Origin of the sequence: Bremerella alba (assembly GCF_013618625.1) — a bacterium.
Lineage (GTDB): Bacteria > Planctomycetota > Planctomycetia > Pirellulales > Pirellulaceae > Bremerella > Bremerella alba.
The window spans coordinates 64748-82149 of record NZ_JABRWO010000003.1 but is presented as its reverse complement, the minus strand read 5'-3'; the positions used below and the strand labels follow the sequence as shown (position 1 = coordinate 82149).

Below are 17402 nucleotides of genomic sequence, written 5' to 3'. Positions count from 1 at the left end.
CGACGCGGCTGATCAGCCCTTGCAGATATCGACCCGCGTGGGCTCGAAGGTCTCGTCGAGAATATCGATCCGCAATCCGTAGCGAAACGGCTTCCAGTTTACTTGCTCAGCCCTTAACATCCTGAATCGTCGGCATTCTTGCTCTTCCTGAAAAGATCGGGAGAGCATACCTTAGACCGTCAAATCAAGAAAGTCCAACTGTAGTACTTAGGCGGGCCACCGGGATTAAAGCGACTCGACTCCTGCCTGATATGTTGCATCAGGCAGGAACGTTTGTTCTTCAGCGAGGCATTTCACGAGGTTCATCAATATGTCGCTGAGAGCTTACCTACGATACTTCTTATCCAAGGCGTCTAAGAGATCGATCGCTCCGCGGCCTGGCTTCGAGAATTCCCAAGGGGTTTTTCGCTTTTGCATCGTTTGATTTCGCCAACCGCTGGTGGTTAGCACAAACTCATCTTGATGGACCGTGCTTCTGGACTCTTGTCGTAGCAATCGCTGCTGAATTTTCCAAATAGGGTTATCTGCGAGTAACGTGCCTGTGCCGATTTCGCTTGGATCTTTACCCGCGTGAATTCCTTCCGCCTTGAGTGCGTCACGCATGCCCAGTTCGTAGCGATACTTCGTGGTATGCGATACCCCCTTCGGTAACGGAGAGCGATCTTGAGGGCTCGATTCGATCTTGAGAAAAGGAATGTCATACTCGAAATACATGCCAAGCACCTTCGCCTTGGATGTGGTAAGCATCACTGTCTGGGGACCCGTAATCTCACCATTTCCACCTTTGGCGGCAAACTCACGCAGGATGGCCTTGCGAATTGAGTCCGCGCTAGGGGGAGGAACGATCTCAGGAATCTCAATATCCAACGAACCAAGCTTCATCCAACAGCGTTCTTGGACAGAGTATGTTGCCAGCTTGCTTTCAAATTCCAGTCGCTTCTGATTTTTGGCGAAATGCTTGGCGAGCGCTTGAGATGTTAACTTTGTGCCGGCCGTTTGATCGACGAGAGTCCAGTTTCGCAGCGCGTCGAACGATTCTTGATTGGCGGCCGTTTCTACTTGGTAGAACACCTCGTTTAGGTAGTGATCGAGGAGTTGCTGGTGACGTGTTTCCATGAATTGAACAGCGGCCTGATAGATCGCTTTGTGGGAAGCCGAATCCTGCAGCAGCGAATACTCCTGCGAAAATGCTGGTAGCCGCTTCCCCAGTTGCTGGAGTGTCTTGATATTTCCCGGCAAGGTGGCCAACTCTTCAAACTCGGCAACCAACTCCTGGTGAAGATGGTCGTATTGCTGGCGTTCGGCCTGAAGTTCCCGCCATTGAGCGGTTCTCTTTTGATGCTTGGCAAGATTGGCCAATTCGCCCTCGTACGGATTTTGAGGACGTCCCATGATTGCACGCAACACCCAGGGGTAAATTCGGTTGAAATTGGCAGCTGCCCCAGGATATTGATCGGGCTCTAGAATACGCTCCTGAAAATTCGCGTACCATTTCTCGTTGGCCTGCTGTTGAATGACATGCCCACGCAATATTCGGCGATCCCGATCGTTTGAAACATTCAATAACGCTGCAAAATTATCAAGCCACGAGAAATCTATGTCGGGAATATGAGGTACTTCTCCTCGTTGAATTCGATAGCACGCACCTCCTATAAAAACCCCAAAGAGGTATTGTTCCTGATAGTTCATTGCCAGATACGGCTTGCCAAACGCTTTCTCGAATTCTGGGCCGGAAATCATTGTCATGCCGCGGTGAGGCAGGTCGCCCCCGACCCATCGATCGAACGTTTCGTCGTTCATTTGATCTAAGAAATTCGCGTACCACGCAATCAGCTTGTCTACTTGCACTCGCAAACTGGGGTCCAAAGTCTCTTTCCGGAGTGCCTTCCTCAATTCTTGACCCTGGTTCATGGCACCTCTTCGAATATCACTAGGGCGGGTATATTCCGCAACGGCCAACTGTCGAAGCTGATCCATCGCTTGTCGGTCGCTAGAGAGTCTCACGTAGGTGTCGAGGCTGTTGACCCAACCTTGGATGGCATCCTCCTTCGGAAACCAGTAACCCGAGATCGCTGCATTTCTCAGTGTTTTATAACAATAAGGATGTTTTCCCGATTCCCACTCATCGACAAACAATGAGAATGTTCCCGACGCTGAATCGGACCATCCGACAAATGAAGCTGTATCGATTTTCTGCAGTTCGTCCGCCGGGTCTTTCCAAACCCCTTCAAACTCTTTGTTTTCCCGAATGCGATAAACGGTTAGACTACCTTTCATCTTTTCAGCATGGTCTGGATAGGCCGTGGGAATAACCTCGGATATTCGTCGTGCTAGATACCATCCTCCCCGCTTACCAAGATCACCTTGAAGTTTAGAGAGATCAATCTTGGGTTCTGGCAGTTCTCCGCCGAACTCTTCGACGGATATCTCAATCCAAACAAATCCTTTCCATTCATGATTAATTAGGCCGGCCCAGTGTTTTGGGAAATCGACTCTGTCAGGAAGGCGACCGAGGAATCCTTTCCCTTCCTGGTCTTTAGCACCGTGTAGCGAATTTAAATCTGGAATCGGAATGGATACGGGATGGGACGATGGAGGCGCTGGTTTGGGTATCACACGAGTGGGAATGGTCAAATCCCGAGGCAAAGACCCGGCCACCAACGGAATGTCATCCGCCGCCGCGGCTGCCTTCGCATCAACCACCTTGCTTTCGCGAGGCGCTGCTTGTGGACGCGTTTCTGTTGTCGTGGATGGCTCGGTCGACGATGGTTGGTTCGAGTCGACGGCAAGTGGTAACCGGACTTGTGGTTCCGAAGCGGGTTCATCGCGGGAATTTTTTGTTTCCGCATTTCGACTGTCATGAGAAGTCTCATTCTTCGTGCATCCAGAAACAACGAGCACAACTAAAAGCACACTGACACAGAGCACGGTAGTGAAAGAAGATTGACGGGCAGTACCCTCGCTTCGGCCTATTAAATCTGTTGAATTCATCTCATCCTTCTCTCATGATTCATGGGTCAAACACCAGGACTTGCCTCTTTACAGAAGTAAAGGACTAGATGAAGAATCGAAAAAGGAAGAACCTGCCCGACGTGAAATTGCGAGCCTGGTAGCGAATTCATATTTGAGATTAATTCGCCCAAGAAGCAGGGTGCTACCAAACTGAAATTGGCTACGTTATTCGTTTTGAGACTTGGGATCGTCCGCAGGTACCGAATCGTGGTCTAGCTCTGGAAGAAGTTCGTATTCCACGCCAAACGTACCGTACTGCGTTCGCAGGTTGATCAGCGGGTACTTCTGGTGGTAGTGGAGAAACGTATCTTTCGAGATGTCACTTCCTCTTAAGTCCATGTTGCCTGGACGAAAGCTGGGAAAGAGCGTTTCCAGATCTTCCTCTTGGAGGTCACTGTCGATCAACTCGATTTGCACAAGACCTCGCTTCGCCAGGTGTTGGGCCAGAAGCGAGGTGTTTGTCAAAGCTCTCCCATAGACGGCATGGAGCGGCTCAATGCGGTCGATTAGCTCGATACTTTCGGGTGTAACGTGAAATCCGTCTGGAAATTCGATTCGCCAAATCTGAGTTGAGGGATTTTCCCCCGGGGCTGGCACGGCGGTAATATCTGGTTTCGTGGTAAAGCCCATATCCAAAAGCTCTTTGGCAACGTGTCGCTGAACGGGATTACCTCGAAATGCCGTATGTGTTCCTGTCCACTGAGTAATGGCCAAAGTAGGATGCAAAGCCTGTATCTCTTCGATGATCGATTCGGAGAAATCGTTGCGAATGCCTAAGTGCAGCAGGCGTAAATCGCTATTTCGGAAATGCTCGGAGGCTTCCAAAGACTCCAACGACTCTTGTGTAGGATCGTCAATTCCTAAGATTCGAAGTCGCGGCATTTTGCTCAGTATTTCCCAGTTGTCGTCGACCTGGCTACTCCCTACACCAAACTCAAGCAGGTTCGATAGCCAAGCATGATCTGCCAATTCAGAAGTTTTCAACGTACCGAAAAAGATAATCAGCTCTTGCAGGGAAGACTTGAACTGCATCCCTTTCATCATTCCGGGGGATAATGAACCGTGAAGAAAGTCGAGCCTGGTCAATCCACGTAGATTGTCTAATTGCTGAAACTCGTGAGCTTGCTTGCTGTTGAGCTTAAGGCCTTTCACATAAGCGATAACAAATGCGTCGTCCGGCAATTCGCTCTTTTGAGTGATGGGTACTAGCGGCCGATCGGCAAGGCGTAAGTTGAGCGCACCTCCGTTTTCGAGAACCCAGTTGGCAACCCTGCGTTCGTAAGCCAAGTAGGAGTCTAACTCACGTTCAGTAGAATCTTTCTGCAACGGGATAAGCTGCGGCTGAAACGTTCCGTGATCACTATAGATGGTCAGCATAGGCGATTGCTTCTGGCATCTCAGAATCGTTTCTGCCGAGATGCTAGTTCCTCGAATATCGAGTTCCCCTTGCCGGTATCGGGAAGTGAATCTTATCAGCCCGTAGTTGGTTAAGTCGGAATCGGAGAGGTCGACGTAGCGGGTGCTGTAGTGCATCAGGTGCTCAATCAACTGGTCGGTGTTCCGCAGAGATGGAGCGGTTATTTTCGGAATCCATGTCGTCTTTGCTAGGAGTTGGACGATCTCGTTCGTTAGTTCGAGTTCCTTGGGAAAAACCAATTCACCCATTTGAAACGGCTTATCATCCGGAAAGGGAGAGTCCTTGGTAAAGAGTCGATCGCTTTTAAACCTGGAACGCGCCCGAACACCGAACCCAAATTCCATCAGCTCGCGAAGGGCCAAAGCGCGAACCGGCTTCCCAACATAGATTCGACCACCATCCAGAGTTTGAATGATGGAAAGATCCGGGCAGATATTCTGCAATCGACTTGCCGTCTTTTCGGATACGGAAGTGCCCCAGTCTCCCAGAAACAAATAGTTGAGCTTGGTATTGGGTAAAAACGTAGACTCCGCGAGCTGTCTCACGGCGTCCGTTCCTGAACCAAGAATCATGAGCGATTCGATACGTGGCAGAAGCTCTAAGCAACTCCATTTATCATCGACTTGCGACGCATGGACTTCAAACGCTGATACATTTCCTAAGCCAGAACATTGACGCAATTCTGAGGTCTTAATCTTGGTACCGGCGATATCGAGGAAACTCATGGCCGGACCAAAGTGAACCCCATTTAAGGAATCTTCGGGGATGTCAGGGTCGTGAATTTTTAGTTCCCGAAGCATCGTTAGTTCATTGAGTTGACGCAGTCCTTTCGATTCATCCGTTGACAGTTTCACTCCATGAATCTTGCGTACATAGAATGGCTCAGAAGGCAGTTTTGTCGCTTCCCTAACGACAAGGTCGGTGTGCGTATTGGCCAGCAGAATATGCACCTCGCCATGCTGAGCCAACACCCATTGAGCCACCTGACGTTCGTAAGCCAATACCTCTTCTAATGTTCGAACAGAAGGTGTTTCGTTTGCTACCGTTGCAACGCCCTCGGGTGGATGCAGCCACTCGATGTTGATGGCCGCGGTGGGACTGGTTCCGCGGGTGATTTCAAACCTGTCTCCTTCCAACTGAATGCCAGCGACATTGACACTTACCGTTCGTTTCTCATTGTTGAGTTGAATCGTTGTCGACTCATTTAATGACAACTCCTGGTCGCCAATTCTTAGCGCGAGTCGATGGGTTCCCGATGTTCGAATGCCTTCCCACTTCCCATCCACGAGAGATATTTTCTCTTGGTCGATGAGGACATCCACCGCCTGGTCATTCACGACCACCCGCAACGGGGCGCTCGGAGTTTGAATTAAAAGGACAACACCCCAAACGATTGCGGCCGCGAATAGCAATCCTCCGACGATTGTGGCGGCCTGCCTGGGGGTACGACTTCGACCTTCGCGAGTGGAGGGCGAGTCAATCGGGGTCTCGGCTTCCAGCCAGATATCGATCGCTTGGAGCACCTCTTGAAGCGAGGCGTAGCGATCTGCGATCTCTTTGGCCATCATGCGGCGGACGATCTCTTCGAGCCGCGGATCGATCGTATCGCGGAACGTCGCCATCGCAGGCGCGTCTTCGCTCATGATCTTTCCGAGAATGGCGGCGGTGGAACCCTCGAACGGTCGATGCTTGGTCAATAACTGAAACGTCATCACGCCCAGCGAGTAAACGTCGCAGGCAGGCCCCAACCGATCTAAATCGCCTTCTACTTGCTCTGGGGACATGTATGCCGGTGTGCCCAGGATTTGCCCGCTATGGGTGATCTGAGATGTACTATCATCGCTTCGATGAGCCAGGCCAAAGTCGGTGACAACCGGCTTGCCTTGTGCGTTAATCATCACGTTCGCAGGCTTTAGATCGCGATGCACGATCCCGTTTTCATGGGCCACGTGAAGCGCTCTGGAAATTTGCCGAACGAGCAGCATCACTTCACGATCGGTCCAGTCTTGCCCTGACTTCAATAACTCATCTAACGAGTGCCCTTCGATGTACTCCATCGTCAAGAAGTGCTGCCCGTCAACTTCGCCCACATCATAAACCGCACACAGATTGCTATGATTCAAGTTGGCAGCGGCTTTTGCTTCACGGTAGAAGCGAGCGATTAGTTGAGGATCGGAATGGTAGTCAAGTTGTGGCAGCTTGAGAGCAATGTGTCGCTCGAGTTGCGTGTCGGATGCGAGAAAAACACTGCCCATACCTCCTTCGCCTAACTGATGCAGAACACGATATCTCCCAAACTCGGCAGGCAATGAAGGAAAAAACGTTCTTCTGTTCGGTGCGGCAGATGGTTGAGATTTGGTTTCGTACGATACCTGAGTTGCTTCAATGTTCTGGTTGGACAGCAACTTAGAAATCTCAGTGGCGATCTCGAAATTATCAGATAAAAGCTGCTCGTTGCTGACTGGTTGCCCTAAATACAGTGAACGGTAATGCCGCTCAATCGAGATCAACTCTTGCAGAAGTAGTTCTCTTGTGCCTAGTTTCGTTTGCTCAAGAGTGTCGGCAATGGATACAGGCTCTTGTTCAATCCAAGCAACCTCGAACTGATCACAGATTTCGACGATACGAGCCTGATCTTTCGCTGACAAATCGAATAACACAGGTCTTGGGCTCATGGAAGGTTTACCTATTCAAGGAACAAATCGATTCCATAAGCTAATCGAAAATCAAACCGAAAGCCCGACATTTAAAGCGAGCGGGATTGCTCATGCCACACCAGAAGCCTCGGCATCGGCCAATTCCGTCCATGTTTGCCGGATCAAAACCAGGCGACGTTCAATGCTCCGCACCATCACGCCCTCTTTTTCAGCAATTTCGACGTTGGTATAGCCTTCCAGTTTCAATCTGGCTACTCTTTTAAGTGGCTCTTTATTTAACGCGTCAAGCATTCTTTTGGCCTCTTCTGCTGCTTGTACAGCTATTTCAGGCGACGCTTGCTGTCCGGCGAACTGATCGATCCATTTGCCGTCTTCCTCGTTGCTGCTTGCGGATACTACGCGACGAGCGTCTCGCTTCTGGGCACCTTGCCTCCGGTGAAGATCATGTGCCTTGTGAAGTGTCATGGTGACAAGCAGCGGCCAGAGCTCGGTTCGGTCGTTTAATTTGGGATATTGTCCTTCCTTCACCCGACCGAAAAAGCTGGTAAACGCACTCAGTACCACGTCTTCTTCGTCCTCGACACGACAGTAGTCGCGATGTATACGTGCCCGGGCAATCCGTACAAGCTGTTCGAAATACCGGTTCCAAACTTGTTGCTGAATCTCTCCCTCGGCACCGTCTTTCAGTTTGTTGATCCAATTAGTTACGGAACCCGCCTGCATGATTGCATCCCCAAAGTTTTCGATATTCGAAACCAAGTCTCCTAAAAGAGGTTCTCAGTCTAAATCGATACCGTATGCTTTTCCAGGGAAAGTTGGTTCGGAACCCAGGGGATTATCTTGTCCCGACCATCTCCGTTCGGTCCGCCCTTTCGCTACTGTTCAGACACTTCGAGGTCTTTAACATTCCAGCGATAGACCGTGGCATAAGGATCGTCCGTATGCACAAGTGACAATCCTGACAGTTCGGCGGTTACCGTAGGCTCGAGGCCTGGTTTTTGGGGATTATCAATCGCTGCCGAGCGAAAGTTGCTGAGAATGAAGTCATATTTGAGGACAACTCGCTTGCCATCGAGTTGACTGGAAATATCACGCGCCCTGGCAATGTCGACTTCTATTGTCTCAGGCTTCTTCCAGGGATTAGTTTTTACAAAGCTCATTGGCATTGAATATCGACTGGCCCCGCGTACTAGAATGTCTCGGTCACTATGGCGAAGTGGAAAACACTGACGATCGAAGTCATAGGTTTTAAGATCGACATTCTCCACAATTGTCAATCGAAGTTTCTGTGGCGTATCGATTTGGACCAGGTGCTTTTCATACATATCGATTTTCTGGGCAGTCTGCGTACCTCGCTCAAAGTCGTTTCGCGTATCCGTTGTTATTTTAGCTACCGCCTCCTTATGGCTCTTGAGATGAAAATACTCGTATAGCGAGTTGAAAACCTGGTACGTCTTAAACGTCTCTTGCTGTTGCTCGCTGTCGCCGGAATGCAACGTTCCTTCGAACCCTCGTTCCTTGAATTTGTTCGCCAGAGGTTTAAATGCGGCGCGATCTGTAAAGTAGGTGATGAGCGTTCCTATTTGGTCCTTTGCCTTTACTCGGAAGTATTCCTTTCGGCCCATCATCGATTGGATGTCGCCGATCACAGGCACCCCGTTGATCGTTAGCGGCCGGAACTGCGGCAAGAAGTACTCCAGCTGATCCCAGCCAGATGCCTGGGACATCCCTAGTTGATGCACTGGGGGAGGATCGAAGAGTCCCGCCGAATTTGGCTTCGTGCCGTGGCTGGCAGCATATTTCGCATTCCTGTCGAAAATGCGACTGTAGTGGTTTCGTAAGTATTTTTGGTCTTGGTCGCTGAATCGCTCGAAGCGTGCCGAAACCACATAATCGCGGTAGTTTGATTTCCAAATCATCAGTTTGCCGTCAAACGCAATACATTCGGCAACAAACGTTTCGTCATCCTCCATCGTCCACTCACGCTTTTCGGCAGAGGCCAACGCAGGGAAGATCAGCAGCAACACGATTCCGTAGTTCAGCAGTTTGAGGTATCGAGAGTCATTCACGTTGGTAGTAGGATGCGTCGGCATGGCAAGAGTTCCTCTAGGCTTAATAGTGCAGATATTCACGCGTTGGAAATTGCTTGGCAGAGAACATAAAGAGGCAACCGGCTATTCCTTTTCCGGCGACTTGAGTTCATCGACATCCCATCGATAGATCTCGGTATGAAGATCTTTTGCCAAGACCAGCGTTAAGCCTGTTAGGCGAACCGAGGCACACGGGTAATTACCTTTTTTGCTAAGGTCTTCGTAGTCGGTTCGGCGAAAATCGCTCAGGATGATCTCTTGTTTGAGAACGATGGAGCCGTCTTCCATTCGTTTGGCAATTTCGCGTGCTTTCGCGGCATCGACTTTCAACCCCTCTGGAAGTTGCCAATCGCTAAGAGGTTCAAGATTGAGTACGTGGCTCACTCCCTGGATTATTCCCATAGGCACGCGGTAAGTACTAGTATTTAATGGAAAATACTGGTTATCGAAGTCATAGGTACTCAAGCTGGCACTATTGATGAAAACTAAAGGAAGCTCTTTCGTTTCGCTGATCTTTGATAAATGTCCATCCATGAAGTCGACGCATTTAGCTTCCAACTCGCCTCGCTTAAAGTCGTCCTCGGTGCCGCGAGACGCGGACTTGAATTCTGCATATTCATCTAGGAAGTGTGAGTATTCATAAAGGGCTTCAAGTTGACTACTGGCCAGTGACATTGCCTGACGCTCTTCTTCCTCTCCCGATCGAAAGGCACCACTTCTGCCTCGTTCCTTGAATCTGGCGGAAAGCTTTTTGAAGCATTTTCGGTCGGTGAAATAGATCATCAACTCGGCAATTTGATTTTGGGCGAAGCTAATGTCGTAATAGCCATCTCTACTATTTGGAACCACTTTCAGGTCACCGATTACGGGAACTCCGTTGATCATTAAAGGTTTCCATTCCGGAAAAATCCGCTTGAATTGCTGCCAAGTAGTTGTGTCTAACTCCGTCTTGAAAGGCTGAGTTTTTGTTTTTGGCGATTTAGCTGCTTGCTGGGCATTCTCTGCGAAAACCCGGCGATACGTTTTTCGCAAGTACTCTTGATCCGCTGCGCAAAGGTCTTCCAGGTGTACCTTGGCGACCCGACCATTGGCTTCAAACTTGAGAACGACCAGTTCACCATCCGTACCATAGCACTCCGCGACCGCCTTTTGCTTGCCGTCGCTCGTCGTCCAAACGCGGGATTCCGCGATGGACAGAGATGGAGTGATCAATAGCAGGACTGCTGCGAAGTACGATAGATTGCGGATGGGAATAGATGTGCTGTTGAATAGTGTGTAGGCCAGCATTAAGTCGACTCCTGCTCGCTAGTTTCGGGATACAAAGTCCTTGCAAAAGAACAATCGAAAACCAGGAAGAACGCCCGACGTATAAAATTTAATTTTCACCTGGAAACTTCCGACATTCTCAACGCGAGCAATTATCTATACAGTCAGCTTGGGCACTTCGAGGACTACCTAGGATCAGAGCGGCTACTTTTCAAAAGCAGTTTTTAATTTTCTGTTGGAGAATCAGACACGAAATCAGACACACAAATGCTTGTTGACCGATTCACCACTTAAGCTGTTGCTGCAAAGCCAAAGAAAAACCCACCTTGCCTTTGCGGCCAAGGTGGGTCGGATGGAGGCGGCGGGCCGCCAAATACGCCGTCTTAACTATTGCTATTTAAAGACTTACGAAAACACCTCACTTCCAACCTGGCACGCTAACTGACACCCAGTTTGGTGACTGACACACGGGAATTGAACCCGTGATCTGGGAAATGCCCCAAGTGGAGGCAAGTTCCCTCTAACCCGTAGGTAAGCGTTCATTCACTTCGCTAAAGTGAATCGTTTGTAATCTCAGTCAGGTCTTATTTGCCTGCCGCAACGTCGCCAGTTGTGCTTCGAGTTCCTGAACTCGCTCTTGAAGCTGCTCGACGACCGGAGCAACTTCCCGCTGCGGAAAACGCTTGTGGATGTGCTGAGGACAGTTGATGTCCCACGCCTCAATTTCAAAAAGGATGGCACGTTCGACGCTGCCGGGATAATCTGGATCACGGAGCCTCTCTTCCAGTGCAGCATCGCCCTCTACAACTCTTGCATTGCCCCACAATTTGATGCGGCGGCTGTGAACATAGTCCATCAGGAAGATGAACGCCTTCGAGTTCTCTGCAAGATTTCCCAAGCTGATGTACTGCTGGTTGCCGCCGAAGTCAGCGAAGCCCAAAGTCTTTTCGTCAATGACCTTCAGAAAGCCGGGCGCACCACCTCGGTATTGGATGTAGGGCTGGCCTTCGGCGTTGGCCGTGCCGAGATAGAACATGTCCAGATCGGCAAGGAACGCTTCGAGATCAGGCGTGACTGTCGTTCGCCAACCTCCTCGCTCCTCCATCTTGGCGTAGGAAGACCGAGAACCGTTCTCCGACTGAATCGCTTTGACGGCAGGAGTGAAAGCGATGTCGCTGGGGTATTCGTGCATGGTCGTGATTCCTTATGCCGAGTGCGTGGATTGGATGGTCATGCGACATCAGGGATGTCTGCATCGTCCTTGGGACGTGGGCCGGGGGCTGGCCAATGGAACTTGCGTTGTTCCTCCTCGATGGCGACATCATTGATGCTGGCTTCTCTGCGCCGCATCAGTCCTTCTTTGTCAAACTCCCATAGTTCATTTCCGTAAGCTCGAAACCACTGCACCTCGGCGTTGTGGTACTCATACTGGAAGCGAACAGCGATCCGGTTATCGGTGAAGCTCCACAGTTTCTTCGTAAGTCGGTAGTCGAGTTCCTTTTCCCATTTGCCCGTCAGGAACTCTCGAATCCGCTCACGGCCATGAATGAATTGATCTCGGTTCCGCCACTCGGAGTCTTCTGAGTAGGCCAGTGAGACACGTTGCGGGTCACGGCTGTTCCACGCATCCTCAGCAGCACGCACTTTGGCGATGGCAGTTTCCAGCGTGAACGGTGGTCGAAGAGTGGTCATGATGGTTCCTTTCTTGATGATTGTTGTGGTGTCCCAGAGTGAACCGGGTGCTTGGACGGAGCCAAGCACCCGGTCAGGTCAGGTTGGCTCAATGCACAGAGCAGGCTTCAGTGCCGCAGTTTGAAGTTGAGCAAGCCTCGACCGGCTCGGCTTGCGGGACATCGAGTTCCGTATCGGCCACGTTGTTGAGAAAGTTGGTGAAGCAGCCCAGTACCACGCTGGCGACGATCTCCACGATCTCGGCGTCACCGAATCCAGCTTTCCGCACGGAATCGAGTTGTTGATCGCTGACCTTTCCTCGGCTTTCCAGTACGTCGTTGGCGAACGCCAGAGCAGCTTTGATGCGGTGGTCTTCGGACTTGCCCGTTCGACCTGAGAGAATGTCGGCAGCGGATAAACCCGCCGAGGGAGCCACTGCACTTAGAATCGACGTGCAGTAGTCGCACGAGTTAGTTTCGCTGGTGTTTAGCTTCACTTGGTTGTGGAGCTTCTCACCGATATTGGCCCCGCCCATCGCAGTGCTGAAGGCGAGGAAACTGTCGAGGACAGCCGGTGAATTCGCCATCACCTTGGCGGTGTTGGGGATCACACCGAATGCTTGCTCGACGGTATCGAGCAGCTCCTTGGTGCGGCCTTCGGCGACTTCTGGATTGACGGAATTGAGACGTTGCATGGTTGTTCTCCTGCGTTCGAGAAACACTTCGCGATGTGAACCGGGCAACACACCCGGCTGGCAAAAATACAGACAGGTCTGTATTGTATGGGTCAAAAAAAGGAGGGGCGGTTACTCAGTCAGTTGTTTGCCGAGGAAGCCTCGGATCAGTGAGGCGATCACTGCGTCATCTTCCTCAAGGGCAAAGTGGCCCGTGTCGAGCAAATGAAAGTCCACGTTCTTCAGGTCTCGCTTGTAGGGATGCGCCCCAGCAGCGGGAAAGATGGCATCGTTCTTTCCCCAGGCGATCAGCGTCGGCGGTTGATGCTTGCGGAGATACTCCTGCCACTGCGGATACAACGGTGGGTTGCTTCCATAACTGAAGAACAAGGCCAGTTGAATCTCTTGGTTGCCGGGACGGTCCAACAGCGGTTGAACATGCCCCCATGTGTCAGGGCTGATCGTTTCCACGTTGCGGACGCCGTGGGTGAACTGCCACTTGGTGGCATCGAGCGTCAAAAACGAACGCAAGCCGTCGCCATTCTCCTTGCTGCGGTCCTTCCAGTACTCTTTGATCGGTTCCCAGAAGTCGTTGTCAATTCCGTCGTCGTAGGCGTTGCCGTTCTGCACGATCAGCGATTGCACTCGCTCGGGGTGCCTCACGGCCAGCCGGAACCCGACCGGGGCACCGTAGTCCATCAGGTAGATCGAATACTTTTCCAGACCGAGCGTCTCAGTGAACTTCTCGATGACGTTCGCCAAGTTGTCGAAGGTGTAGTCGAAGTCGTTGACGGAGGGAGCCGAACTGGAGCCGAAACCGGGGTAATCGGGGGCGACGACGTGGTGCTTGTCCGCCAACGCTGGGATCAGGTTGCGAAACATGTGCGAGGAAGTCGGGAACCCGTGCAGGAGCAAGACGGTGGGAGCGTCTTTGGGGCCAGCCTCCCGGTAGAAGATGTCGAGGCCGTCGATCTTGACGGTGCGGTGCAAGACTTGAGTGGTGGGCGTCGTCGGCTCAGCGGCGTCGGCAAACGAGCCAACTGCCGTGAGAGCCGGTGCGATGGCGATGTTCTTCAGCGTGGTCATGGTTTCGTCTCCAGAGAAAAAGGTTGTTGAAACGGGTCAGTTGTGGTCTTGGACTATTTAAGTTTGGCCAACCGCTCAGCGGCTTCGCCGGTACTCCACAGGTCGCTGGCGAGGAAGCGGAAGTTGATGATCGCCGCTTCGTAGCCGTCGTAACCGGGTATCTGCGCAGCGGCGGTGGCATCACCAACGACAACCACCTCGAAGCCCTGTTCGAGCAATTCCCGCAGGTGCGACTCGACGCACAGGTTGGCCGACATTCCGGCGAGGACCACCTGCTCGATACGCCGCTTGCGAAGTTGCAGGACGAGATCATTCGACTGTGGGCCATAGACCTTGTGTGGACTGCACACGACGGTCTGGCCGTCATTGATGAGTGGTTTGTACTGCTCCACCCAATCGGCTCCCGAACCATCGAATCCCGCTGTGTCCAGTGGCCCCGGACGGTCGAACATCTTGATGTCGTGCATCAACTGTTCCAGCGCCCCCTCGAACTCCCACTTGTGATCGTGGGGGAAGTAGTAGTGCGGACTGACGAACAAGGGAATGTCGAGTTCCTTCGCCAGCGAGAACAACTGGCCAATGTTCTCCACGGTGCGGTTCTCGGTGACGTTCTGCCCGACGACGCCCCATGTGACACCCTGCGGACTGAGGAAATCGTTTTGCGGATCGGTGACGACGATGCCGACGTGCCCCTTGCGGAGCTTGAGTCCGGGTCGAGGGACGGCGGCATCCGGTCTGCGGCCACTGCCGTAGACGATGGTTTGTTGCGTGGTGTTCAGATTGGCTTCAGACATCGTTCAGTCTCCTTGGTTTTGGGTATCGAAACCCAGAATACAGACAGGTCTGTATGCTTACTTGCAAAAAAAGAGAGATGGCTTGTTGGGCTATTTCCTTTTCGACTGGGCGACCAGCGCCAAAGCTGCGTTTCGGGCCACGTCGGCAGGTTTTGCTGACTGCTCCATGACAGCGGTGACAATCGCCCCTTCCACCATCAGGGAGATGGCAGGAGTGAGCGATTCCGCCGCATTCTCCCCAGCGGTTTCGGCCATGATCCCTTTCAGCATCTCGTGAAATCTCTCCTTGTGACAGGCCGAGAACTTCGACGCTGGGTGTTCCGCATCTGCCAGTTCCGCACACGAATTTATGAACATGCAACCCCGAAATCCGGGACTCTTGAACCAGTCTTTCAGGGCGGCGAAAAAGGCTTCCAGTCGGTCCGTCTCTGCTTTGACGTGCCGCTTCATCCACTTCTCGAACATGGCATTGAACTTATCCTCCCGGTATTGCAGCACGGCGAGGATCAGGTCGTCCTTGGAAGAAAAGTGGTTGTAGAGCGACATTTTCGCCACTTCCGCCTCGGCGATGATCCGGTCGATCCCAACCGCCCGGACGCCCTCGGCATAGAACAGCCGTTCGGCGGTCTCCACGATCCGTTGGCGGGCGTCGGATTTTTTGGTTCGTGTCTTGCTCATGCCTGAAGTATACAGACCTGTCTGTTTTCGTCAAGCCTCAGTTTCAGATTTTTTGTATCGGCCAGAAGGCAGCGGTATTGGGGTGTTTGCCACCCCATCCTCGATCAGTCCGCATCAGCCATCTGCTCCAAATGCCGAACGATGCCTTGCTTGAGCAGAAACGAGATCAACCAGAGCACGGGTCTCGCCAGAACAGATTTCGGGTGCATCTCGAAGGAACACCCACGTCTCGTCGAACACCGTCGCCAGTCGGGACACGGGCGGAGAGAACTCGTGCATGTGCAAGCGCAAGCGTCGTGTCGGTTCCCATTCGACGATTTCTTCAACGTGGGTTGAGCCGTCCCGATTCGTAACCCGGATTCTCATCCCGACGACTTCGACGTTCTTGGTCTCGAACTCGGCGTGCTTGATCCCCGGCAGCGGGCCGTAGCCGTTGAACTCGGGCCACTTGCTCAGATCGAGAATCTGACTTGCGATCTCTTCAGGTGTGTGAGGCAGCGTTGCTTCACAGGAGAACGTGATCGGTTTCATTGGTTGGCCTCTGGGCGAGCCAGCGAAATCAACATCACGTCGGGTAGCCCAAGGCTGTCCCTCCATCTCTCCGCCAGACGTGAACGGGAGGTGAAACGATGGCTTCGATCTTCAAACGTACACGCGATAAGAAAAAGAAACACGCCGCCTGGTACGTTTCTTACACCGATCACAGAGGCAAACGACGGACGAAGAAAGGCTTCACCGACAAGTCACTCACTGAGCAACTTGCCGCGAAGCTGGAGTCGGATGCCCGGATGCGAAAGACGGGCCTGATCGATCCCGATCAGGAAGCGGCTGCCGAAAGTCGGCGGTCGGAACTTGAAACCCACCTGAAGGCGTTCGAGCAAGTTCTCGAACGCCGGAAGAATACGCCGAAGCACGTCAAGCTGACGATGGGACGAATTCGCCGCGTGATCGACGGGTGCAAGTTTAAGACCTTGGGTGACCTTAGAACCGAGAAGGTGGAGACATTTCTCGGCAAAATTCAGCAGGACGACGACCTTGGTCATCGCACGTACAACCACTATGTGCAGGCGATCGAGCAATTCGGGATCTGGTTGGTAGATAGCCGGAAGCTGCCATCGAATCCGGTGGTCGGACTGACGCGGTTGAACAATGAGGTGGACGTCCGTCGAAACCGACGGGCACTCACCCAAGATGAGTTCAAGAGACTTGTCCAATCCGCACGCGAAAGTGACACATCGATTCAGTGTTACGACGGCGAGACTCGTGCCAAGATCTACATCTTGTCTTATATGACGGGACTCCGACGCGGAGAACTTGCTTCCTTGACACCTGCCAACTTCGACCTGGCCTCGCAGCCGGCGACGGTAACGATTCCAGCGACGATCTCGAAGCATCGGAAGAAGGATGTCCTACCGCTTCATCCTGACCTCGTCACTTTCCTTCACGTGTGGCTCAAGGACCTACAATCGTGCGAAGTGCTTTTTCCACATCTTGCGAAACGCCGGACCTGGCTGATGGTGAAAAAGGATCTTGAACGGGTGGGGATCGCGTACGAGACCCCTGAGGGTGTCGCCGACTTCCACGCGGCAGGCCGGCACACTCATATCACCGAGCTTCTTCGGAACGGGTCTTCGCTCCCGGAAGCCCGGATGCTGGCTCGTCATGCCGATATCAACATGACGATGAAGTACACCCACATCGGCATCCAGGATCAGGCCAAAGCTCTCAAGGGTCTACCCAGTAGTTGGCAGCGAATAGGCAGCGATTCGGACGACTTTCAGGAGCAACCCAAGTCGTCGGATGGCAATGGCCGACGCACTCTTGGTCAAAAACGTAGTGACGTAAGTCCTGGCGATACGTCATCTTCTGACAACAAGAAACAAAAAGAGGCATCGGATGACTCCGATGCCTCAAGGTGGAGGCGGCGGGGGTTCTGCTGGCAAAACCACGCGTGCCGCAAATGCTGAATTGACATAGAGTTACGTGTTTTGCCATCGAGCGGCAGGTCTCAAAAGTCAATATTCGCACGATGCAAATCAACATTTCTCGCCACATCAA

The 17402-nt window shown here is 52.2% G+C and carries 13 protein-coding genes; 1 reads left to right on the top strand and 12 read right to left on the bottom strand.

Annotated elements, in window-relative coordinates; all coding sequences use genetic code 11:
- Nucleotides 1–324: 324 nt before the first annotated feature.
- From HOV93_RS06070 to HOV93_RS06015, 12 genes are all read right to left on the bottom strand, one after another.
- Nucleotides 325–2703, bottom strand: a complete 2379-nt coding sequence (locus tag HOV93_RS06070) for a hypothetical protein (protein ID WP_207395592.1) — start codon at nt 2701–2703, stop codon at nt 325–327.
- Between the two features lie 474 nt (nt 2704–3177).
- Entirely contained in the window at nt 3178–7104 is a 3927-nt protein-coding gene (locus HOV93_RS06065) for a serine/threonine protein kinase (protein WP_207395591.1), read from the bottom strand.
- A gap of 90 nt (nt 7105–7194) precedes the next feature.
- Entirely contained in the window at nt 7195–7809 is a 615-nt protein-coding gene (locus tag HOV93_RS06060) for an ECF-type sigma factor (RefSeq protein ID WP_207395590.1), read from the bottom strand.
- A gap of 152 nt (nt 7810–7961) precedes the next feature.
- Entirely contained in the window at nt 7962–9179 is a 1218-nt protein-coding gene (locus tag HOV93_RS06055) for a hypothetical protein (protein WP_207395589.1), read from the bottom strand.
- An 81-nt stretch (nt 9180–9260) separates the two neighbouring features.
- Nucleotides 9261–10463 carry a DUF4852 domain-containing protein gene (locus HOV93_RS06050; RefSeq protein ID WP_207395588.1) on the bottom strand — a complete coding sequence of 401 codons (1203 nt, stop codon included), beginning with the start codon at nt 10461–10463 and terminating at the stop codon, nt 9261–9263.
- Nucleotides 10464–11019: 556 nt separating this feature from the next.
- Nucleotides 11020–11634, bottom strand: a complete 615-nt coding sequence (locus HOV93_RS06045) for a pyridoxamine 5'-phosphate oxidase family protein (protein ID WP_207395587.1) — start codon at nt 11632–11634, stop codon at nt 11020–11022.
- A gap of 38 nt (nt 11635–11672) precedes the next feature.
- Nucleotides 11673–12134 carry a nuclear transport factor 2 family protein gene (locus HOV93_RS06040; RefSeq protein WP_207395586.1) on the bottom strand — a complete coding sequence of 154 codons (462 nt, stop codon included), beginning with the start codon at nt 12132–12134 and terminating at the stop codon, nt 11673–11675.
- Nucleotides 12135–12222: 88 nt separating this feature from the next.
- Nucleotides 12223–12807: a carboxymuconolactone decarboxylase family protein gene (locus tag HOV93_RS06035; RefSeq protein WP_207395585.1), complete on the bottom strand. Its 585-nt coding sequence runs from the start codon at nt 12805–12807 to the stop codon at nt 12223–12225.
- A gap of 111 nt (nt 12808–12918) precedes the next feature.
- Complete coding sequence (locus HOV93_RS06030; RefSeq protein WP_207395584.1) at nt 12919–13872, bottom strand: alpha/beta fold hydrolase; 954 nt, start codon at nt 13870–13872, stop codon at nt 12919–12921.
- Between the two features lie 53 nt (nt 13873–13925).
- Nucleotides 13926–14666 (bottom strand): cysteine hydrolase, encoded by a 741-nt coding sequence (locus tag HOV93_RS06025; protein ID WP_207395583.1) that lies wholly within the window; start codon nt 14664–14666, stop codon nt 13926–13928.
- 90 nt (nt 14667–14756) lie between these two features.
- Nucleotides 14757–15344: a TetR/AcrR family transcriptional regulator gene (locus tag HOV93_RS06020; RefSeq protein ID WP_207395582.1), complete on the bottom strand. Its 588-nt coding sequence runs from the start codon at nt 15342–15344 to the stop codon at nt 14757–14759.
- A 114-nt stretch (nt 15345–15458) separates the two neighbouring features.
- Nucleotides 15459–15875, bottom strand: coding sequence for a hypothetical protein (locus tag HOV93_RS06015; protein WP_207395581.1), 417 nt, complete (start codon nt 15873–15875; stop codon nt 15459–15461).
- 98 nt (nt 15876–15973) lie between these two features.
- Between HOV93_RS06015 and HOV93_RS06010 the strand changes: the two genes are divergently transcribed.
- The gene (locus HOV93_RS06010) at nt 15974–17311 is read left to right on the top strand and encodes a tyrosine-type recombinase/integrase (protein ID WP_207395580.1); all 1338 of its coding nucleotides are present in this window, start codon (nt 15974–15976) and stop codon (nt 17309–17311) included.
- Nucleotides 17312–17402: the final 91 nt, after the last annotated feature.